Origin of the sequence: Pseudomonas tructae (assembly GCF_004214895.1) — a bacterium.
Taxonomy (GTDB): Bacteria; Pseudomonadota; Gammaproteobacteria; order Pseudomonadales; family Pseudomonadaceae; genus Aquipseudomonas; species Aquipseudomonas tructae.
Genome location: NZ_CP035952.1, coordinates 1,791,648 through 1,809,875 on the forward strand (window position 1 = coordinate 1,791,648; position 18,228 = coordinate 1,809,875).

Consider the following 18,228-nt stretch of genomic DNA (forward strand, 5'->3'; position numbering starts at 1 on the left):
GAGCCGCCTGCTATTGAATTGCGATATGGGTGAAAGTTTCGGCAGCTGGACCATGGGGCTGGACGCCCAGGTCATGCCCTATGTTGACTGCGCCAACATCGCCTGCGGCTTTCACGCCGGCGACCCTGGGATCATGCGCAAGACCGTGGCCCTGGCCGTGGCCAGCCAGGTGCGCATCGGCGCTCACCCGGCCTACCCGGACCTGGCCGGTTTCGGCCGCCGCTCCATGGCCTGCAGCGTCGAAGAGATTCGCGACCTGCTGCACTACCAGATCGGCGCCCTGGACGGCATTTGCCGTACCCAGGGCACGCAGGTGGCCTACGTCAAACCCCATGGCGCGTTGTACAACGACATGATGGCCGACCCGCTCAAGCTGCGCGCCGTACTCCAAGCGCTGGCCGCTTACGACCGACAGTTGCCGTTGATGCTGATGGCCACCGCCGACAACAGTGCGGCCCAGGCGTTGGGCGATGAATACGGCGTGACCTTGTGGTTCGAGGCCTTCGCCGACCGCGCCTATGACGCCGCCGGCCACCTGGTGTCGCGGCGGCTGCCGGGGGCGGTGCACCATGATCGGGCAGTGATCGTCGAGCAGGCCTTGCGCCTGGCCCGGGGCGAGCCGTTGACCGCCAGCGATGGCAGCGCCTTGCGCTTGCAGGCCCAGACCCTGTGCGTGCATGGCGACAATGACAGCTCGATCGCCGCCGTGCGGCAGATCCGCCAGGCCCTTGATGCCCAGGTGGTGCCATGAACTATCGGATTGAGGTGGTGGCCATCGATTGCCTGATGGTGCGCCTGTTCGATGCCATCGACGAAAGCAACATGCCGTGGATGCTCGCCGCCAGCCAGCGCCTGCGCAGCGCTTTTGCCGAGCAACTGATCGACCTGGTGCCGTCCTATACCACGCTGATGGTGCACTTCGACCTGCTCCAGGTGTCACCCGCGCAGGCACAGGCGCGCATCCGTGCAGCCCTCAGTGACCTGCAGGCGGACACCGGCAGCACGGGGCGCCTGCATGAGATCCCGGTGTGGTATGACCTGAGTGTCGGCCCGGAACTCAAGCTGCTGGCCGAACGTTGCCAGAGCTCGGTGGCGGACATCGTGCGTCGTCACAGTGAGCGTGAGTATCAGGTCTTCGCCCTGGGCTTTGCCCCGGGCTTCGCCTTCATGGGCCTGGTTGAGGAGGCATTGGCCGCACCGCGCCTGGCCACCCCGCGCAAACGCGTGGCGGCGGGCAGCGTGGGCATTGCCGAGCGCCAGACCGCGGCCTATCCCGCGGTTTCCCCCGGCGGCTGGAACCTGATCGGGCGCACCCCGAGCAAACTCTTTGACCGTCAACGCGAAGGCTACAGCCTGCTGCAGCCGGGTGACCGGGTGCGCTTCGTGGCAGTTGAGCGCGCGACCTTCATCAACCTGGGCGGCGACGATACGCCGCTGGAGGCACAGGCATGAGCCAGTTGTCGATCGAGGCCAGCACGCCCCTGTGTCTGTTGCAGGATACCGGGCGCTTTGGCGTGCGCCACCTGGGCGTAACCCAGGGCGGGGCACTGGACTGGGTGTCGATGCGTTGGGCCAACTGGCTGCTGGGCAACCGGCCTGAGGCGGCGGTGGTTGAGGTCACCCTCGGTGGTTTCAGCCTGATTGCCGAGCAGGATTGCTGCCTGGCCCTGGCCGGCGCCGACCTGGACGCACGGCTCGACGGCCAGCCGCTCAAGCCTTGGCGCAGTTTCAGCATGCGCAGGGGCCAGCGCCTGCGCCTCAACCAGCCGCTACACGGCGCCAGGGCGTATATCGCAGCGCCCGGTGGCTTCAAGGCGCCGTTGCTGCTGGGCAGCTGTGCCAGCGTGGTGCGCGAAGAACTGGGCGGCCTGGATGGCCTGGGCTCGCCGCTGACCAAAGGGCAACAGCTGGAATATGACGGTGTGGCCCCGGCGCACAGGGAAGTACCGGAGGGGTTCTGGCCGGACTTCACCGACCGAGCGCCGCTTGACCTGTTGCTGGGCGCGCAGATCGGTGATTTCAGCGGCTTGAGCCTGTTCGAAGCGTTCAACCGCGACTGGACCCTCGACAGCCGGGCTGATCGCATGGGCATTCGCCTGCTGGGGCCGGTGTTGCAGTACCAGGGGCCGGCGATGATCTCGGAGGGGATTCCCTTGGGCGCGGTGCAGGTGCCGCCCGATGGTCAGCCGATCGTCCTGCTCAATGATCGCCAGACCATTGGCGGTTACCCACGCCTGGGGGCGTTGACGCCGCTGGCGCTGGCGCGGCTGGCGCAGATGCTGCCGGGGACGGTGGTGCGCTTTAGGCCGGTGGTGCAGGAGATGGCGTGGCTTGAGCAGCGGACATTCATTCAGCGGTTTGTTCAATGATCGCGGGGCAAGCCCGCTCCCACAGTGGGAGCGGGCTTGCCCCGCGATGCTTCACTTGGACAAAAACCGCATCCCTTCCTCTAGCCCACGCAAGGTCAACGGAAACATCCGCTCCTCGACCAGCTCGCGAACGATGTTGGTCGACGCCGTATAGCCCCAGGTTTCCTTCGGGTAGGGGTTGATCCAGATGAGCTTCTTGTACTTCTCCATGAAACGCTGCATCCACACGTAGCCGGCTTCTTCGTTCCAGTGCTCGACGCTGCCACCCGGTTGGGTGATCTCGTAGGGCGCCATGGCCGCGTCACCGACGAACACCACCTTGTAGTCGGCGCCGTACTTGTGCAGCAGGTCCAGGGTCGAGGTGCGCTCGGAAGTCCGGCGCAGGTTATTCTTCCACAGCGACTCGTAGACGAAGTTGTGGAAGTAGTAATACTCCAGATGCTTGAACTCGGTCTTGCAGGCCGAGAACAGTTCTTCGCAGATCTTCACGTGGGCATCCATCGAGCCACCGATGTCGAACAGCAGCAACAACTTGACGCTGTTGCGCCGTTCGGGGCGCATCTGGATATTGAGCAGGCCGGCGTCGCGGGCGGTATGGTCGATAGTGCCGTCGATGTCCAGCTCTTCGGCCGCCCCCTGACGGGCGAACTTGCGCAATCGGCGCAGGGCCAGCTTGATATTGCGCGTGCCCAGCTCGACCTGATCGTCGAGGTTCTTGTACTCGCGTTGATCCCAGACCTTGACCGCCTTGCCCTGGCGCTTGCCGGCATCGCCGACGCGAATGCCCTCGGGGTTGAAACCGCCCGAGCCGAACGGGCTGGTGCCGCCGGTGCCGATCCATTTGTTGCCGCCGGCATGGCGTTCCTTTTGCTCTTCCAGGCGTTTCTTGAACTCTTCGATCAGCTTGTCCAGACCGCCCAGGGACTGGATCTGCGCGCGCTCCTCGTCGCTCAGCGAGCGCTCGAATTCCTTGCGCAGCCAGTCTTCGGGGATCAGCGCCTCCAGGTGCCGGTCGAGGTTCTCCAGGCCATTGAAGTAGGCCGAAAACGCCCGGTCGAACTTGTCGAAATGGCGCTCGTCCTTGACCAGGATGGCCCGCGACAAATAGTAGAACTCGTCCATGTCGGCAAAGGTTACGCGTTGCTTGAGTGCGTTGAGCAAATCGAGCAGTTCGCGCACCGAAACCGGCACCTTGGCCGCGCGCATTTCATTGAACAGATTGAGCAGCATGGCTATTGCTCCCGGCTCAGCGGTTACCGCGACGGCTCATGAAGGCCAGGCGTTCGAGCAACTGCACGTCCTGTTCGTTCTTGACCAGGGCCCCGGCCAGCGGCGGGATGGCCTTGGTCGGATCGCGTTCGCGCAGCACCGCCTCGCCAATGTTGTCGGCCATCAGCAGCTTGAGCCAGTCGACCAGCTCGGAGGTGGACGGTTTTTTCTTCAGGCCCGGGACCTTGCGCACGTCGAAGAACACGTCCAGCGCTTCGCTGACCAGGTCCTTCTTGATGTTAGGGTAATGCACATCGACGATCTGCTGCAGGGTGGTGCGGTCAGGGAAGGCGATGTAGTGGAAGAAGCAGCGGCGCAGGAAGGCGTCCGGCAGCTCTTTTTCGTTGTTCGAGGTAATGATGATGATCGGGCGCTGCTTGGCCTTGATCGTCTCATCGGTCTCGTAAACGTAGAACTCCATCTTGTCCAGTTCCTGCAACAGGTCGTTGGGGAACTCGATGTCGGCCTTGTCGATTTCGTCGATCAGCAGAATGACCCGCTCTTCGGACTCGAAAGCCTCCCAGAGCTTGCCTTTCTTCAGGTAGTTGCGCACATCGTGGACCTTGTCGACGCCCAGTTGCGAGTCGCGCAGGCGGCTGACCGCGTCGTACTCGTAGAGGCCCTGGTGCGCCTTGGTGGTCGACTTGATGTGCCAGGTGATCAGCTTGGCGTCAAAGGATTCGGCCAGCTGTTCGGCGAGCATGGTCTTGCCGGTGCCTGGCTCGCCCTTGACCAGCAGCGGCCGCTCCAGGGTGATCGCCGCGTTGACCGCCAGTTTCAGGTCGTCTGTCGCGACATATGCGCTGGTGCCTTCGAACTTCATGAACCGATCCTCTAACGTAGCGCCGGGGATACGTGGTCCCCCTGGCGGAAAAATTCTCATGCACGACTATAACGCGGGCTCTGGGCGAGTGGGAACGCAGACGGTCCATTCAGTCTCTGAATGGGCCGTCACTTGGTGACTCAGTCAGCCTTGGGCGGCGTTTGCTCATAACGGGCGTTGAAGGCCTGGACAAAGCCGTTGCGCAATATTTGCAAAAACGCCTCGAAGGCACTGATATCGCTTTTATGCACGCTGCCGCTGAGTTCCACGCGGGTGGCGAACTGGTTCTTGCCCTGGTTCTTCAGCACGGTTTCGCTGCCGCCGACCAGTGCTTCCCAGATCGAGCGGAAAAAGCCCTTGTCCTGGTTCTGAACGTCCTGCTGCCAGTTGAACACATCGACATCACGCAGCAGCGGTTTGATGTAGCCGGTGAGCCTGCCGTTTTGCGCTTGCGCCTCGATCACCAGGTCGCCGTGGCCGGCATTGAAGTCGAACTTGCCATAGGCGCTGGCGAAGTCATTGAGCCGGCGCAGCTCGATAGCGGTGGCGCGCAGGCGGAACTTGAAGTCGTCGAAGTCGCTGAACGGGTCGAAGGTGGCGCTGCTTTCGACACTGGCATCGCCCAGCAGGCGGGCCTTGGCGTCGAAGGTGGCATCGCGGCGGCCCTTGCGGTCCTCGACGTTGGTCAGGTTGCGGATGCTGGCATCGAGTTGGGTGGCCTTGAGGTTGACCGGCGGCCTGGAGTTGAAGTTGCGAAAACTCAAGGTGCCGTCTTCGATGCGCACTTCGTTGAGGGTGATCGGCAGCAGTTTTTCCAGCTGCTGGCGCCAGTCGGTGCCCTGGCCGGTCTGTGAACTCTGCTTGCTGGCGCCGTCGACGAAGTTCAACTGTGGCTTGAGGAAGGTTACCTCGGCGACCACCGCCTGGTCGTGCCACAGCGAATGCCAGCTGACCGAGAGGTCGATCAATGGCGCTTCAAGCAGGGGCACCGGCACCTTGCCACTGGTCTTGACGATGTTCAGGCCGTTGATCTTATAGGCGCCGCGCCACAACGCCAGGTCGACATCGGTGACCTGCCCGCGGTAGTCGCCCATGTCGGCCAGCTTGTCGTTGAGGTAGTTGCGCACCAGCAGCGGCAGGGTCAGGTGCAAGGCCAATAGTAACAATGTGATACCCAGCAGCCCCCACAAGGGCCAGCGATAGCGGCGTTTCATCGGCGGCGGTTCCCGGCAAGGTAGTGATCGGTTGACCCCTGTCAGCCTCAGGGGTTCGCCGGTTGTGGACGCACTGGCGATGCAGGCTTACCCTTGAAGTTTTCCGCCCGGTGTATAAAAGGACCCCGCCATGAGCCGTATCTTTGCTGACAACGCGCATTCCATCGGCAACACGCCGCTGGTGCAGATCAACCGCATCGCCCCTCGCGGCGTCACCGTGCTGGCCAAGATCGAGGGGCGCAACCCCGGGTACTCGGTCAAGTGCCGGATCGGCGCGAACATGATCTGGGACGCCGAAAGCAGCGGCAAACTCAAACCGGGCATGACCATCGTCGAGCCGACCTCGGGCAACACCGGCATCGGCCTGGCCTTTGTCGCCGCCGCCCGTGGCTACACGCTGCTGCTGACCATGCCGGCGTCGATGAGCATCGAGCGGCGCAAGGTGCTCAAGGCCCTGGGCGCGCAGCTGGAACTCACCGACCCGGCCAAGGGCATGAAAGGCGCGATCGAAAAGGCCAACGAGCTCGTTGCCAGCGACCCTGCGAAGTACTTTTTGCCCGGTCAGTTCGAGAACCCGGCCAACCCTGCGATTCACGAGAAGACCACCGGCCCGGAAATCTGGAACGATACCGACGGCGCGGTCGATGTGCTGGTGGCCGGGGTCGGTACCGGCGGCACCATTACCGGGGTGTCGCGCTACATCAAGCAGACCAAGGGCAAGGCGATCCTCTCGGTGGCGGTCGAGCCGAGCAGCTCGCCAGTGATCACCCAGGCCCGCGCCGGTGAAGAAATCAAGCCCAGCCCGCACAAGATCCAGGGCATCGGCGCAGGTTTTGTGCCCAAGAACCTGGATTTGTCGATGGTCGACCAGGTCGAGCTGGTCACTGACGAGGAGTCCAAGGCCATGGCCCTGCGCCTGATGCAGGAAGAGGGCATCCTCTGCGGGATTTCCTCCGGAGCAGCCATGGCCGCCGCAGTGCGCCTGGCGGAAAAACCGGAAATGCAGGGCAAGACCATCGTCGTCGTCCTGCCGGACTCCGGTGAGCGCTACCTGTCGAGCATGCTCTTTGCCGACCTGTTCACCGAGCAGGAAAACCAGCAGTAAACCGCAGCGGCGCTGATCCGGCGCAATGTTCGGCGCCGCTGTTTGTTGCAGAATCCTCAACACTGATTGCCCGCCGCGCAGGCTTGTACCGCGGCCGGATCGGTTTATCATGCTCGATTAATCTGGCAGCGATGGCCTGATCGAAATTCCAAGGAGTGTTGCATGACCTTTTCCTTTGTCGCCAAGGCAGGTGTACTGCTGCTGTTTTTCGGCAGCACCTTGTATGTGCACCTGCGCGGCAAGGCGCGTTTGCCAATGTTGCGCCAGTTCGTCAACCATTCGGCGCTGTTCGCCCCTTATAACGCCCTGATGTACCTGTTTTCCGGCGTGCCGTCCAAGCCCTACCTGGACCGTAGCCGCTTCCCCGAACTCGACGTGCTCAAGGACAACTGGGAAGTGATCCGCGAAGAGGCCATGCACCTGTTCGATGAGGGTTACATCCGCGCCGCCGAGAAAGACAACGACGCCGGCTTCGGTTCATTCTTCAAGAAGGGCTGGAAGCGTTTTTACCTGAAATGGTATGACAAGCCGCTGCCTTCGGCCGAAACGCTGTGCCCCAAGACTGTCGAGCTGGTCAACAGCATCCCCAACGTCAAGGGCGCGATGTTCGCCTTGCTGCCCGGTGGCAGCCACCTGAACCCGCACCGCGATCCGTTCGCCGGCTCCTTGCGTTATCACCTGGGCCTGTCGACGCCCAACTCCGACGACTGCCGGATCTACGTCGATGGCCAGGTGTATGCGTGGCGCGACGGTGAAGACGTGATGTTCGACGAGACCTATGTGCACTGGGTCAAGAACGAAACCCAAACCACCCGGGTGATCCTCTTCTGCGACGTCGAGCGGCCGCTCAACAGCCCGCTGATGACCCGCATCAACCGCAAGGTCAGTGCCTTCCTCGGCCGCGCCACCGCGCCGCAGAACACCGACGACGAGCGGGTTGGCGGGATCAACCAGGCCTATGCCTGGAGCAAACGTTTCAGCAACGTGATCAGCAGCCGGGTCAAGCAGTTCAAACGTGCCAACCCCAAGGCCTACCGGGTGTTGCGTCCGGTGCTGGCGGTGGTGGTTGCCTATCTGTTGTATCGCTGGCTGTTTTGAGAAAGACATCGCGGGGCAAGCCCGCTCCTACACTGTACCTGTGGGAGCGGGCTTGCCCCGCGATAAATTCACCACTATAGTCAGCCACAGTTCACTTCACCGAAGACCTGCTCATGCCAGCTTCCTGCCCATCCACCGTATTCGCCACCGCGCCTGACGCGGTTGTCGTTGTGCGCGGGAATCAGCAGCCGGCCATGATCAGTCACTACCCACCACCTGTCAGTAGCGTGGTCGTGTGCATCGTTGCACCGCCAGCGGTGGTCGTGCTGGGCTAAGCAGCCAATCGCTGCGTCCCCCACACCTGCACCCTACTGAACACGGTTGGCTACCCCTCGCGCGTAGCACCGTTCGGCTTATCTGCCCGAATTACAGGTGGCATTCATGTCTGTTCTAGCAAAACAATCCGTGGTCTCGGTGGCCACTACCAGCCTGTTCGTCCTGCTCTGGAGTAGCGGGGCGATCGTCTCCAAGCTTGGCCTGGCCCATGCCAGCCCCTTTGCCTTCTTGCTGCTGCGTTCAGCCCTGGCCCTGGCCGGCCTGCTGTTGCTCAGCCCGTTGCTCAAGCTGCACTGGCCGCGCACGCGCCCGGCAGTGCTGCAAGCCCTGGCCACCGGTTGCGTGCTGCTGGGTGCCTACCAGATCTTCTACCTGCTGGCGCTCAACACCCAGGTGACCCCCGGGGTCATGGCCACGGTCATGGGCGTGCAACCGATCCTCACCGTGGTGCTGATGGAGCGCCAGCGTTCCTGGAGCCGGTTGTTCGGCCTGGGCCTGGGCTTGAGCGGCTTGATCATGGTGGTCTACCAGGGCATCAACCTGGGTGGTGTATCACTGGCGGGGATGCTGTTTGCCCTGCTGGCGCTGATGAGCATGACCTTTGGCTCGATCATGCAAAAGCGCATCACCCGCAACCCCCTGGGTACCTTGCCGTTGCAGTACTTTGCCGGGTTGGTGATGTGTGCCGTGTTTGCGCCGTTTCAGCCGCTGCAGGTGGAGCTGACCGGCAGCTTCGTCGGCGCCTTGCTGTGGATGGGGCTGGTGGTGTCGCTGTTGGCGACCTTGCTGCTGTACCGGCTGATCGCCCAGGGCAACCTGGTGAATGTCACCAGCCTGTTCTACCTGGTGCCGGCAGTCACGGCAGTGATGGACTACCTGATTTTCGGCAACCGCCTGGCGGCACTCAGCCTGCTGGGCATGGGCCTGATCGTCATTGGCCTGTTGTTCGTGTTCCGCAAGCCCGCTGTTGGCCAGGCGCAACTGCAGGCTGACTAGCAACGCCGGCCGCCCGGCTGCGTGCCGGGCGGCTTACCCTCAGAAGTAGTAGCCGATGTTGATGTTGGTGCGGTAGTACCAGTCGTTGCTGCCAACCGAGTTGGTGCTGGTCCAGCCCGTGCCGTTCTCGGCGCCGCCGAAAGGGTTGGCATTCTTCGCCCAGGTGAAATCGACCCAGGCCATGATCGGCATGGCCAGGAACTGCGCGCCGACGGTAAACATCTGCGAGTCATCCCAGCCGCTCTTGTCTTTCATCATGCGGCTGTAGTCGTTGTAGACCTTGATCTTTTTCAACTGGCCCAGGCTTGGGGTGAAGATGTCGTAGCCGACGTTGATCGAGCCGATGGTGGCCTTGGAGGCGATCAGGAAGGCCGGAGTCAGGCCGTTGCCGCCCATCAATACCGAATCATTGCTGACGCCGTCAGGGTTCTGCGGATCGTATTCGTAACGAATGGCCTGGCTGGTAACCGTCCAGTTGCCGGCGTTGACGATCGCATGCACACCGCCCGCCCAGTAGTCGCCATCGTCGCGAGTGGTGGCGTTGTACAGCTCGGCGGCGGCCAGCGAGGCGCCGATTTCAGTCTTCCAGCCGTCACCGGTAAAGGTCCGGGCGACCCGGGCGTTGACCTGGTTGCGTTTCTCGTTGTCCTGGCGCGACTGGGTAAAGGCCACGGCGTTGTCGTTCAGGTCGGCATAGCGACCGACTTCCGGCGAGTAGCGGATACCACTGGGCAGCATGCGCGGGAAGTAACCCAGTTGCAGGTCCCAGTCCTTGTCCTTGTAGCTGTATTTCAGGCCCGTGCCGGCACTGACGCCATAGCCCATGAAAAACGGGATGTGATAACTCCAGCCGAACTGCGGGTAGGGCTCAAGACCGAAGGGTTTGAACGGCGCGCCCAGTTGCACGTTGGCATTGGCATTGAAGCGGTAACCGACGTAGCCGCGGTCGATCGAGCGCTTGCCGTCGTCCTGGAACCAGTAGCCGATGTCGCTGAACAGTTGCTTATGGGTGGCCTGGACATCCAGGCGGAAGGTATCGAAAAGAAAGCGTCCGTTGTTCTCGGTGGTATCCCAGTGTTCGTCGCGGTAGTTGACCCGCAGCGCGCCGCCGATATCCAGCGAACTCTGGCCATCGTCACTGCGCCAGGCGATGTGCGGAAACGGTTTTTTCAGCGCTGGCGGCTGATCGGGCGCCGCCGGGCCGGGCTCGGAAGCGAAACTGGTGGCGCTGCCGAGGATCAGGCCCAGGCTTATCACGTACTTGTTCATATCAATGCCCCGCAAGGTTGAGCAGTGTCTCTGGGCAACAGCTGTCCGCCGCCTGCAATCAGGCATTAAGCGAAAGTCAGCGGTGGCGCAGGGGTAGGTTTGTTATTGTTTTATAGGTGGCACGTTGTTTTTATTTTTGAACCCGAGAGGGTAAGAGCAGGAACTGTGCCAGTGCGGATAAGGGGTCGGTTTTCCGCTAAACATCAAGTAAAACAATTATTTATATTTGAAACACTTCAGTTTGTGTTGTGGGTGAAACAGCATGGAGTTTAGGTAACAGGCGTGTGCAGTTAAGGTGCGGCTTAAATGCACAAGGCGCTGTAATAGCGCCTTGTTTGTTTTATGAGTAAATAAGTAGTTGGCTATTTTTATCTACAGATCCAGCACCATACGCCGGCTCTTGCAGCCGGAGACACAAACCATCATCGACTTGTTCGCCGCTCGTTCAGCCTTGGTCAGTACACCGTCGCGGTGGTCGATATCACCTTCCAGCACCCGGGTTTCGCACGACCCGCAGACCCCTTCGCGGCAGCTGTACTCGATGTCGCAACCGGCTTCGAGCAGTACATCGAGCAGGTTCAGCCCAGGCTCGAGGTTCAGGGTCTTGCCGGACTTTTTCAGCTCGACGCTGTAGCTGTCCTGGGCATCTTCGGAGGGTGGCAGCTCGGCGGCGGTAAAACGTTCGATATGCGCATGGGGATAGCCCAGGCTTTCACAGGTGCTCTCAAAGGCATCGAGCATCGGCGTCGGCCCGCAGCAGTAGAAGTGTGTGTCGCTGGGTTGGCCGGCCAGGTAATGGGCCAGATCCGGCACCGCGTTCTTCTCGTCGTTGAAGTGGTAGAGCACCTTGGCATCGACCCCGCTGAGTGCTTCGAGCAACGCCGCTTCCTTGCGCGAGCGGGCGCAGTAGATCAGCTCGGCGGATTTGCCCAGGGCCAGCAACTGGCGAAACATGCAGTAGATCGGAGTAATGCCGATGCCGCCGGCCACCAGCACGTTATGGCTGGCATGCGGGTCGAGGGCAAAGTTGTTGCGCGGCTGCGAGATGTTCAGCTGGCTGCCCACCCGCAGTTGTTCATGGACGAACGCCGAGCCGCCACGGCTATTGCGATCGCGCAGGATGCCGACTACGTATCGGCCCTTGTCGCTCGGTGAGTTGAGCAGTGAGTAGCTGCGCACCAGGCCGTTGGGCAGGTGCAGGTCGATGTGCGAGCCGGCTTCGAACGGTGCGAACACGGTGTCGCCCCAGGGGTGCAGTTCGACGCTGATGATGCCTTCGGCTTCGTGGCGCAGGGTATGCACCAGCGCGGTGATGGTAGAGGAGTTGGACATCGGTCACCTCAATGGCGCAGTGCGCAAGTCAATGTCGAGCCGGGCGCTGGCTTCGATTTCCACCACCAGCTCAGGGAACACCAGGGCGCTCACTTGAACCAGGGTGGAGGTGGGGTAGCAGGCAAAACCTTTGAAGAAGTCGCGCCGTGCGCGACCGACTTCGTCCTTGTCGGCAATGTCGGTGAGGTACACCGTCAAGCGGTAGAGATTGCCGATGTGCCCGCCTGCCGCTTCCACCAGGGCCCGGGCCTTGTTCAGCACCACCAGGGTCTGAGCGTAGGCATCCAGTGGCGTGCCGCACTCGGCCGCCTGGCGGGTGGCGGGATGGCCGGTCATGCCGGACATCACCAGTTCATTGCCAAGCAGCAGGGCGTTGGACCAACTGGTGCTGGCCAGCTCGGTCAATGCCTGCGCCTGGATACGTTGTACGGGCAGGTTCATCACAGCTGCTTCGCTTCGATCAGCGCCAGTTGCTCCTTGGCCTGGCCCTTGAGGTAACGGCGCAGACGCACCACGCCCAGGTCATGCTGATAGAGGTTTTCGCGCTGGTTGGCGTCGTATTCCATGAACTCCAGCAACACCCGGTCCTGCTCCAGCACTGCCCAGTGACGGGCTTCCAGGCGGTTCTTGTAGAGGAAGCGCCAGGTGTCGCGCTGCCAGCCGGTCAACGGCCGGGCACGCCAGTGGAACACTGCCGAGAGGCTGCGGCTACTCGGGGTGTAGCTGCCGATGATGGTGAAGTTGCCGCCCGGGCCACCGGTCTTCGGGTAGGGGATTTCCAGGCGCAGCCAGTGGCAGCCGTTGTCGAGGAATTCGGTCCAGTCGAAGTTGACCCCGCGCTGACCTTCCTTTTCGAAGAAGAAGCCCTGTTCGGTATCGCGGGTGACGAACTTGGCAGTGGCTTCGCCTTCGCTCATCGAGTGCGACATCTTGTGCAGGTAGGTGCCGTGCATCGGGTCCATGACGTTGTCGAGCACGTAGCGGTAGTCGCCTTGCCATTCGGTGTAGCAGAGGAAGCTGCTCCACTCGGGGGAGGTCAGTTGCTCGGGCAGTACCAGCTCCGGCGGGCTGTCCAGGTGCGGGTCGGTGGCGTTGAACAAAAAGATCGCCCCGGCCGCTTCTCGGGTGTGGAACATGCGTGTCGGGCGGCTGCCTTCGAGTTTGCAGCCCGGGCTGCCGGGGACCTTGGTCACGGTGCCGTCGCAGCGCACTTCGACGCCGTGGTACGGGCACTGCAGGCGGTCGCCCAGCACCGGGCCCTGGGACAGCGGCGCGCCACGGTGCGGGCAGTGGTCTTCGAGGGCATGCACGCTGCCATCGTTGTCGCGCCACAGGGCAATCTTGTAGCCCAGGCGACGTACCGACACTGGTTTGTCGCCGAGCAGCTCGGAGGGTAATACGGGAAACCAGAGGTCCTTGAGGCCGTTGGCCAGGTGGTTCTCAACAGGATCGACGGTGAATTGCATATTCATCTTGTTTTACCTCCGGCGGGTCATGCGCCCAGCCGTGCCATCAGGGATTTATAGGAGTCTTCGGTCCATTCGCCGCTGGTCAAAGGGCAGGGTGGCCCGGCCAGGTTCAGGTGCGCCAGCAGCTCGGGCAGTTGGGTCACGCCGCTGCCGTAAGCGCGCTCGATGGAGTCGCCAAGCAGCTCCTCGAACGGGGTGTTGGGCCGTTTGCGCGCCTGATGGGGTTCTAGATAGCGTTGGTTGTTGTTCATGTCATTGACCTCCATTGCGGACCCGTTCGCGGATCGTTTCGCGGACCGGGACAAAGTCGTACGTCGGGTAGCATTCGGTGCGGAACACGCCCCAGGCGGCGCGCTCCAGTTCCACATTGACCTTGCCGAGCAGGCTCGGCGGCAGGCGCAGGGTGACGATCTGGCCCAGGCCCATGGCCACGGTCCAGGACACCAGCTCGACACCGGCGGGCGGAAAGCTGTCCCACCAGCCCACCTGCTTCATGTGCGCCTGGATCTGTTCCAGGTTCTTCGACTGGTCGTGTTTGAGCACCACCGTCAACTGCATCGTTTCGCTCATGTCCGGGCCTCAGGCTGCGCTAAGCGTGGGCACGGTCCAGGCGTCATAGCCGTAGACCCAGTCGGCGTTGCCGCCGGCCTTGAGCCACTGGTTGCCGCGTGAACCGATCTGGATCTGGCTGGTGCGTTCCAGGCGAGCCAGTTGATAGCCCTGCAGGGCGCGGGCGGCCTGCACCGGGTTGTTCACGCCGTGCAGGTGACGGGCCAGCACCACCGCGTCTTCGATGGCCTGGCCAGCACCCTGGGCCATGAACGGCATCATCGGGTGGCAGGCGTCGCCCAGCAGGGTGATCAAGCCTTCGGACCAGTACGGCAGCGGGTCGCGCTCGTACAGCGCGGTCTTGAGTACGTCGTCGCAGGCGTCGAGCAGGGCGCGGGCGTCGGCGTGGAAGTCCTGGTAGTGGCTGCGCAGCTCGGCGGCGTCACCGGCGGTGGTCCAGGACTCCAGGTGCCAGCTGTCCTGGGCGGTGGTGGCGAAGATAAAGATGTCGCGGCCCTGGTTCAGCGGGAAGGTGACGATCTGGCTCTGCGGGTTCGGCCCCCACCATTTGGTGAAGGCCTGGATGTTCGGCACCTGGGCCACACGGCTGGCCGGGACCACGGCGCGGTAGGCAACCACCCCGGTGAAGTGTGGCTGCTCTTCACCGAACAGGGCGTTGCGCACCACTGAGTGGATGCCGTCGGCACCGATCAGCAGGTCGGCGCGATGACGGCTGCCGTCCTTGAAGCGCAGCTCGACGCCGTCGGCATCCTGCAGCACGTGCTCGGCGCGCTTGGCGAACTGCACGTTGTGCAGCGGGAACACATCGGCCAGGGCCGCCAGCAGGTCGGCACGGTGGATGGTCAGCTGCGGCGCGCCGTACTGGCGTTGCGCGGCGTCGGCCATTTCCAGGCGCGAGGTTTCTTCGCCGCTGTCCCACAGGCGGCTGATGCGGTGAGTGGGGCGCGCGGCCGGAGTGCGCACAGCCGGGCCGACGCCGAGGCCGTCGAGGGCGCGCACGGCATTGGGCGTAAGGTTGATGTCGGCACCCACCCGCAGGAAGGCTTTGGATTGTTCGAAAACCGTGACCTGGTGACCGGCCTGGCGCAGGGCGATGGCGGCGGTGAGCCCACCGATGCCGGCACCGTTGATGGCGATGTTCAACGAAGACATGGACAACTCCTGCTCAGGCTTTGGGTTTGTCGGTAAGGAACTTGCCTTGCGGCGCCTCGGCATGTTGCTGGCGCCGGGTGTTACCATCGATGCCGCCGGCAATCGCCCATTCGGCAAACACTGTCGGGCCGGGCTCGAACTCGCGGGGCTGCCATTCGCCGGTCAGTTGGTCCTCGTCGGCGTAGTACTCGACCAGGGCGCCGGCCGGGTTCTTGAAGTACCAGAAGAACGCCGACGACACCGGGTGCCGGCCCGGGCCGATTTCGGTGCTCCAGCCGCTGCGCGAGATGTGCATGCCGCCGCCGAACACTTCGTGCAGGTCGCGCACGGTGAAGGCCACGTGGTTCAGGCCGGCCCGTGGTGCTGGCAACTGGAGCATGAACAGGTCGTGGTGGCCGCCTTCCTCGGCGGTGCGCAAAAAGGCCCCGCGGTTGGGGTAGCGGTCCGAGGCCTGGAAGCCGAAGCGTTCGTGGTAGAAGGCTTCGCAGGCATTCACATCCTTGACGAAGAACACCACATGGCCGACTTCAATGGGCGTGGCGCGTTCGTAGACCGGCGCCGGTTTGTTGATCCGGCCCTTGGTCTGCCAGGTGTTGTGGCCGCTGCACTCGATGTCCAGCGCGCGCTTGCGGGTCACTTGCAGGCGAATCGCCAGGCCGTTGGGGTCGGTGCAGCCGATGCGCCCGTTGCCCTCGACAAAACCCGGGTCGTTGGCGATGCGCTGGCTGTACAGGGCCAGGTCCGCTGCGCTTTCAACGCCCCAGACCACTTCGCGCACGGTCGAGCCCGCTTCGATGGCAGGGGGCAGGCCAGCCTTGTTGATATCGGCCAGTACCACCCGGCAGCCGTTAAGGGTTTCGAAGATCACCTCGTCGGTCTGTTCGCTGACCTTGGTCAGCCCCCAGTCGCTGAAGAAGCGCACGCAGGTGTCGAGGTCTTCGACGCCGTAGGTGACTTCATCGATGCCCAATACGCTCATGGCCTTGCCTCCACACCGGCCCAGGCCAGCGGTTGTTCGTTCATGCCCCAGTAGAGGCTTTTCTGTTCCATGTACTGCAGGATGCCGAGGCGGCCTTTCTCGCGGCCCAGGCCACTGTCGCGCCAGCCGCCGAACGGCGTGGCAATGGAGAACTGTTTGTAGGTGTTGATCCATACCGTGCCGGCCTGGATCTTGCGGCCCAGGGCCCAGGCACGCTTGTAGTCGCGGCTCCAGATGCCGGCGGCGAGGGCGTAGAGGCTGTCGTTGGCCTGCTCGATCAGCTCTGCCTCGCTGTCGAAGGGCAGGGTCACCAGCACCGGGCCGAAGATTTCTTCCTGGCAGGTCTGCTGGCTGTTGCTCAGGCCTTCCAGAATGGTCGGCGGGTAGAAGTAGCCCTGATCAAACAGGCCGCCAGTCGGGCGTTGGCCGCCGAGCAATAGGCGGCCACCTTCGGCCAGGCCCAGGGCCACATAGCGCTCCACCGACTCGCGGTGCGCGGCGCTGATCAGCGGGCCCATCTGCGTCGACTCGTCAGCCGGGTCGCCCAGGCGCAAACGAGCAGCCCCGGCCACCAGGCGCTGCATGAACGGCTCATACAGGGCGCGGGCAACGAACAACCGCGAGCCGGCGATGCAGGCCTCCCCCGAGGAGCTGAAAATGCCGTACAACACCCCGGCCACGGCGTGATCGAGGTCGGCATCATCAAGGACGATGGTCGGCGATTTGCCGCCCAGTTCCAGTGATACCGGCATCATCTTGTCGGCGGCGATATGGGCGATGTGTTTGCCGGTCTTGGTTCCGCCGGTGAACGACACACGCTTGATCAGCGGGTGTTGGGTCAGGGCGTCACCGAGCAGCGAACCCTTGCCCGGCAGCACGCTGACCAGGCCCTTGGGCAAGCCTGCGTCTTCGCAGATCTGCGCCAGTTGCAGGGCCAGCAGCGGGGTGATTTCCGCCGGTTTGATCACCACGGCATTACCGGCGGCCAAGGCCGGGGCGACCTTTTGTGCTTCGCTGGCGATCGGCGAGTTCCACGGGGTGATGGCCGCTACCACACCCATCGGCTCATACACGCTCATGCTGAGGAAGTCGCCGCGTGACGGGGTGATGGTTTCTTCCAGGGTTTCGCAGGCCGCGGCGAAAAACTGGAAAGTACCGGCGGCGCTGGCCACCAGGGCGCGGGTTTCGTTGATCGGCTTGCCGTTGTCCTGGCGCTGCAACTGCGCCAGTTCTTCACCGCGCTGGCGGATCAGCTCGGCGATACGGTACAGCACGGCAGCCCGCTCATGCGGCTTGCGCTGGGCCCAGCCGCTGCTGAGAAACGCCTGGTGGGCACCCTGCACGGCGTCCTCGACATCCTCGAGGCTGGCGGCGTTGAGCCAGGCCACCGGCTCGCCGGTGGCCGGGTAGCGCGTGGCGTAGCGTTCACCGCCGCCCAGGCGCCAGGTGCCGGCGATGCAGATAGGTAGAGTCTGTTCCAGCGTCATCAAAGTTCCCCTAGATGGAAATGGCATGGGCGTGGTTGCCCAGAGCGCGGACCACGCTGTAGACGGTCAGCGCCGAGGTCTTCGGGTTGGCCTGCAGTGGTTTGCCGCGCAGGCTCATCTCGAAACCGCCGAAGGCACCCCGGGCTTCGAAGTGGTGGACGTTCTCGTCGCTGCGCGGGTCGGCAATCAGCGTTACCCGCGTGCGGTCCAGGCCCAAGCCTGCCAGCGACAGGGTGGCGGCGACGTTGGCGTTCTTCGGGTACAGGCGGGCAGCTTCCCGGGCGCTGCCTTCGAAGATCACCGTGGCCTGGTCGATGGCATCCAGGTCGCAGACCTGCTCGGCCGGGGTGTTCTTCCACGCCCGGGCCGGCTTGCGGCCGGTGTAGTCGACCGAGTCCAGACCGCCGACCTTGGCCGCCGACAGCGCATCGATACCGCCGATGGCGCCGGGCAGCAGCTCGATGCGCGTATTGCCACGGGCGGCCGCCGCCTCCAGGCGCTCGACCAGGTCCGGCTCCGACAAAGCACCGACCGAGACGATCAGGCAGGCGATGCCACGTTCCAGCGCCGGCAGCACGTGCTCTTCGATCGCCTTGTGCCCGGCGCACTCCACCAACAGGTCCGGGCGGGCGTCGGCGGGCAGGGCGGTGAGCACCTGCGGCGGGCGCTTGAAGCTGGCCAGGCGCTGCTCTACCAGGGCTTCGGAGCCGGCCGAGGCAATCACATGCTCGACCCGCAGCTGCGCATCGTTCTCCAGCAGTTCCAGCACCGCGACGCCAATGGCGCCGCAGCCGATCATGGTGATATTGAGCATCTTCAA

Annotated in this window: 20 protein-coding genes; 7 read left to right on the forward strand and 13 right to left on the reverse strand. The window is 63.3% G+C overall.

Features of this window, described 5'->3' with window-relative positions:
• Window positions 1-25: 25 nt before the first annotated feature.
• The 3 genes from EXN22_RS08280 to EXN22_RS08290 are packed head-to-tail and all read left to right on the forward strand — an operon-like array spanning window position 26 to window position 2,369.
• Window positions 26-751: a 5-oxoprolinase subunit PxpA gene (locus EXN22_RS08280; protein ID WP_233281721.1), complete on the forward strand. Its 726-nt coding sequence runs from the start codon at window positions 26-28 to the stop codon at window positions 749-751.
• Window positions 748-1,452, forward strand: a complete 705-nt coding sequence (gene pxpB, locus EXN22_RS08285) for a 5-oxoprolinase subunit PxpB (RefSeq protein WP_130263599.1) — start codon at window positions 748-750, stop codon at window positions 1,450-1,452. The genes EXN22_RS08280 and pxpB overlap by 4 nt, the downstream gene beginning before the upstream one ends.
• On the forward strand, window positions 1,449-2,369 hold the full coding sequence (locus EXN22_RS08290) for a 5-oxoprolinase subunit C family protein (protein ID WP_130263600.1): 921 nt from the start codon (window positions 1,449-1,451) through the stop codon (window positions 2,367-2,369). The genes pxpB and EXN22_RS08290 overlap by 4 nt, the downstream gene beginning before the upstream one ends.
• A gap of 51 nt (window positions 2,370-2,420) precedes the next feature.
• Here EXN22_RS08290 and EXN22_RS08295 read toward each other — a convergent pair whose 3' ends face one another.
• The 3 genes from EXN22_RS08295 to EXN22_RS08305 all read right to left on the reverse strand — a co-directional run bounded on the left by EXN22_RS08295 (window position 2,421) and on the right by EXN22_RS08305 (window position 5,675).
• Window positions 2,421-3,599: a vWA domain-containing protein gene (locus EXN22_RS08295; RefSeq protein WP_130263601.1), complete on the reverse strand. Its 1,179-nt coding sequence runs from the start codon at window positions 3,597-3,599 to the stop codon at window positions 2,421-2,423.
• 16 nt (window positions 3,600-3,615) lie between these two features.
• Entirely contained in the window at window positions 3,616-4,461 is an 846-nt protein-coding gene (locus EXN22_RS08300; protein WP_130263602.1) for an AAA family ATPase, read from the reverse strand.
• A 140-nt stretch (window positions 4,462-4,601) separates the two neighbouring features.
• Entirely contained in the window at window positions 4,602-5,675 is a 1,074-nt protein-coding gene (locus tag EXN22_RS08305; protein WP_130263603.1) for an AsmA family protein, read from the reverse strand.
• A gap of 130 nt (window positions 5,676-5,805) precedes the next feature.
• On the opposite strand from EXN22_RS08305, the gene cysK reads away from it, so the two are divergent.
• The 4 genes from cysK (at window position 5,806) to EXN22_RS08320 (ending at window position 9,150) form a co-directional block, all read left to right on the forward strand.
• On the forward strand, window positions 5,806-6,780 hold the full coding sequence (cysK, locus tag EXN22_RS08310; RefSeq protein ID WP_130263604.1) for a cysteine synthase A: 975 nt from the start codon (window positions 5,806-5,808) through the stop codon (window positions 6,778-6,780).
• A gap of 162 nt (window positions 6,781-6,942) precedes the next feature.
• Window positions 6,943-7,878: an aspartyl/asparaginyl beta-hydroxylase domain-containing protein gene (locus EXN22_RS08315; protein ID WP_130263605.1), complete on the forward strand. Its 936-nt coding sequence runs from the start codon at window positions 6,943-6,945 to the stop codon at window positions 7,876-7,878.
• A 113-nt stretch (window positions 7,879-7,991) separates the two neighbouring features.
• Window positions 7,992-8,153, forward strand: coding sequence for a hypothetical protein (locus EXN22_RS26160; RefSeq protein WP_165392196.1), 162 nt, complete (start codon window positions 7,992-7,994; stop codon window positions 8,151-8,153).
• 106 nt (window positions 8,154-8,259) lie between these two features.
• Window positions 8,260-9,150 (forward strand): DMT family transporter, encoded by an 891-nt coding sequence (locus EXN22_RS08320; protein WP_130263606.1) that lies wholly within the window; start codon window positions 8,260-8,262, stop codon window positions 9,148-9,150.
• A 39-nt stretch (window positions 9,151-9,189) separates the two neighbouring features.
• Here the strand turns inward: EXN22_RS08320 and EXN22_RS08325 are convergent, their stop codons facing one another.
• The 10 genes from EXN22_RS08325 to EXN22_RS08370 form a co-directional block, all read right to left on the reverse strand.
• Window positions 9,190-10,419, reverse strand: coding sequence for a hypothetical protein (locus EXN22_RS08325; RefSeq protein ID WP_130263607.1), 1,230 nt, complete (start codon window positions 10,417-10,419; stop codon window positions 9,190-9,192).
• Window positions 10,420-10,791: 372 nt separating this feature from the next.
• Complete coding sequence (locus tag EXN22_RS08330; RefSeq protein ID WP_130263608.1) at window positions 10,792-11,751, reverse strand: PDR/VanB family oxidoreductase; 960 nt, start codon at window positions 11,749-11,751, stop codon at window positions 10,792-10,794.
• A 3-nt stretch (window positions 11,752-11,754) separates the two neighbouring features.
• Window positions 11,755-12,192, reverse strand: a complete 438-nt coding sequence (locus EXN22_RS08335; protein WP_130263609.1) for a Rid family hydrolase — start codon at window positions 12,190-12,192, stop codon at window positions 11,755-11,757.
• Window positions 12,192-13,223 (reverse strand): aromatic ring-hydroxylating oxygenase subunit alpha, encoded by a 1,032-nt coding sequence (locus EXN22_RS08340; protein ID WP_130263610.1) that lies wholly within the window; start codon window positions 13,221-13,223, stop codon window positions 12,192-12,194. Before EXN22_RS08340 ends, EXN22_RS08335 begins: the two co-directional genes overlap by 1 nt.
• Before the next feature lie 20 nt (window positions 13,224-13,243).
• Window positions 13,244-13,471: a recombinase-like helix-turn-helix domain-containing protein gene (locus EXN22_RS08345; RefSeq protein WP_130263611.1), complete on the reverse strand. Its 228-nt coding sequence runs from the start codon at window positions 13,469-13,471 to the stop codon at window positions 13,244-13,246.
• 1 nt (window position 13,472) lies between these two features.
• Complete coding sequence (locus EXN22_RS08350) at window positions 13,473-13,790, reverse strand: hypothetical protein (protein WP_130263612.1); 318 nt, start codon at window positions 13,788-13,790, stop codon at window positions 13,473-13,475.
• A 9-nt stretch (window positions 13,791-13,799) separates the two neighbouring features.
• Window positions 13,800-14,942 carry an FAD-dependent monooxygenase gene (locus tag EXN22_RS08355; RefSeq protein ID WP_130263613.1) on the reverse strand — a complete coding sequence of 381 codons (1,143 nt, stop codon included), beginning with the start codon at window positions 14,940-14,942 and terminating at the stop codon, window positions 13,800-13,802.
• A gap of 13 nt (window positions 14,943-14,955) precedes the next feature.
• Complete coding sequence (locus EXN22_RS08360; protein WP_130263614.1) at window positions 14,956-15,921, reverse strand: VOC family protein; 966 nt, start codon at window positions 15,919-15,921, stop codon at window positions 14,956-14,958.
• On the reverse strand, window positions 15,918-17,408 hold the full coding sequence (locus tag EXN22_RS08365; protein WP_130263615.1) for an aldehyde dehydrogenase: 1,491 nt from the start codon (window positions 17,406-17,408) through the stop codon (window positions 15,918-15,920). The genes EXN22_RS08360 and EXN22_RS08365 overlap by 4 nt, the downstream gene beginning before the upstream one ends.
• Before the next feature lie 10 nt (window positions 17,409-17,418).
• Window positions 17,419-18,222 (reverse strand): aspartate dehydrogenase, encoded by an 804-nt coding sequence (locus tag EXN22_RS08370; protein WP_130263616.1) that lies wholly within the window; start codon window positions 18,220-18,222, stop codon window positions 17,419-17,421.
• Window positions 18,223-18,228 lie beyond the last annotated feature (6 nt).

Coding starts and splice junctions, on each gene's coding strand:
- EXN22_RS08280 (WP_233281721.1), top strand. CDS start 26: ATGGGTGAAAGTTTCGGCAGCTGGACCATGGGGCTGGACGCCCAGGTC.
- pxpB (WP_130263599.1), top strand. CDS start 748: ATGAACTATCGGATTGAGGTGGTGGCCATCGATTGCCTGATGGTGCGC.
- EXN22_RS08290 (WP_130263600.1), top strand. CDS start 1,449: ATGAGCCAGTTGTCGATCGAGGCCAGCACGCCCCTGTGTCTGTTGCAG.
- EXN22_RS08295 (WP_130263601.1), bottom strand. CDS start 3,599: ATGCTGCTCAATCTGTTCAATGAAATGCGCGCGGCCAAGGTGCCGGTT.
- EXN22_RS08300 (WP_130263602.1), bottom strand. CDS start 4,461: ATGAAGTTCGAAGGCACCAGCGCATATGTCGCGACAGACGACCTGAAA.
- EXN22_RS08305 (WP_130263603.1), bottom strand. CDS start 5,675: ATGAAACGCCGCTATCGCTGGCCCTTGTGGGGGCTGCTGGGTATCACA.
- cysK (WP_130263604.1), top strand. CDS start 5,806: ATGAGCCGTATCTTTGCTGACAACGCGCATTCCATCGGCAACACGCCG.
- EXN22_RS08315 (WP_130263605.1), top strand. CDS start 6,943: ATGACCTTTTCCTTTGTCGCCAAGGCAGGTGTACTGCTGCTGTTTTTC.
- EXN22_RS26160 (WP_165392196.1), top strand. CDS start 7,992: ATGCCAGCTTCCTGCCCATCCACCGTATTCGCCACCGCGCCTGACGCG.
- EXN22_RS08320 (WP_130263606.1), top strand. CDS start 8,260: ATGTCTGTTCTAGCAAAACAATCCGTGGTCTCGGTGGCCACTACCAGC.
- EXN22_RS08325 (WP_130263607.1), bottom strand. CDS start 10,419: ATGAACAAGTACGTGATAAGCCTGGGCCTGATCCTCGGCAGCGCCACC.
- EXN22_RS08330 (WP_130263608.1), bottom strand. CDS start 11,751: ATGTCCAACTCCTCTACCATCACCGCGCTGGTGCATACCCTGCGCCAC.
- EXN22_RS08335 (WP_130263609.1), bottom strand. CDS start 12,192: ATGAACCTGCCCGTACAACGTATCCAGGCGCAGGCATTGACCGAGCTG.
- EXN22_RS08340 (WP_130263610.1), bottom strand. CDS start 13,223: ATGAATATGCAATTCACCGTCGATCCTGTTGAGAACCACCTGGCCAAC.
- EXN22_RS08345 (WP_130263611.1), bottom strand. CDS start 13,471: ATGAACAACAACCAACGCTATCTAGAACCCCATCAGGCGCGCAAACGG.
- EXN22_RS08350 (WP_130263612.1), bottom strand. CDS start 13,790: ATGAGCGAAACGATGCAGTTGACGGTGGTGCTCAAACACGACCAGTCG.
- EXN22_RS08355 (WP_130263613.1), bottom strand. CDS start 14,942: ATGTCTTCGTTGAACATCGCCATCAACGGTGCCGGCATCGGTGGGCTC.
- EXN22_RS08360 (WP_130263614.1), bottom strand. CDS start 15,921: ATGAGCGTATTGGGCATCGATGAAGTCACCTACGGCGTCGAAGACCTC.
- EXN22_RS08365 (WP_130263615.1), bottom strand. CDS start 17,408: ATGACGCTGGAACAGACTCTACCTATCTGCATCGCCGGCACCTGGCGC.
- EXN22_RS08370 (WP_130263616.1), bottom strand. CDS start 18,222: ATGCTCAATATCACCATGATCGGCTGCGGCGCCATTGGCGTCGCGGTG.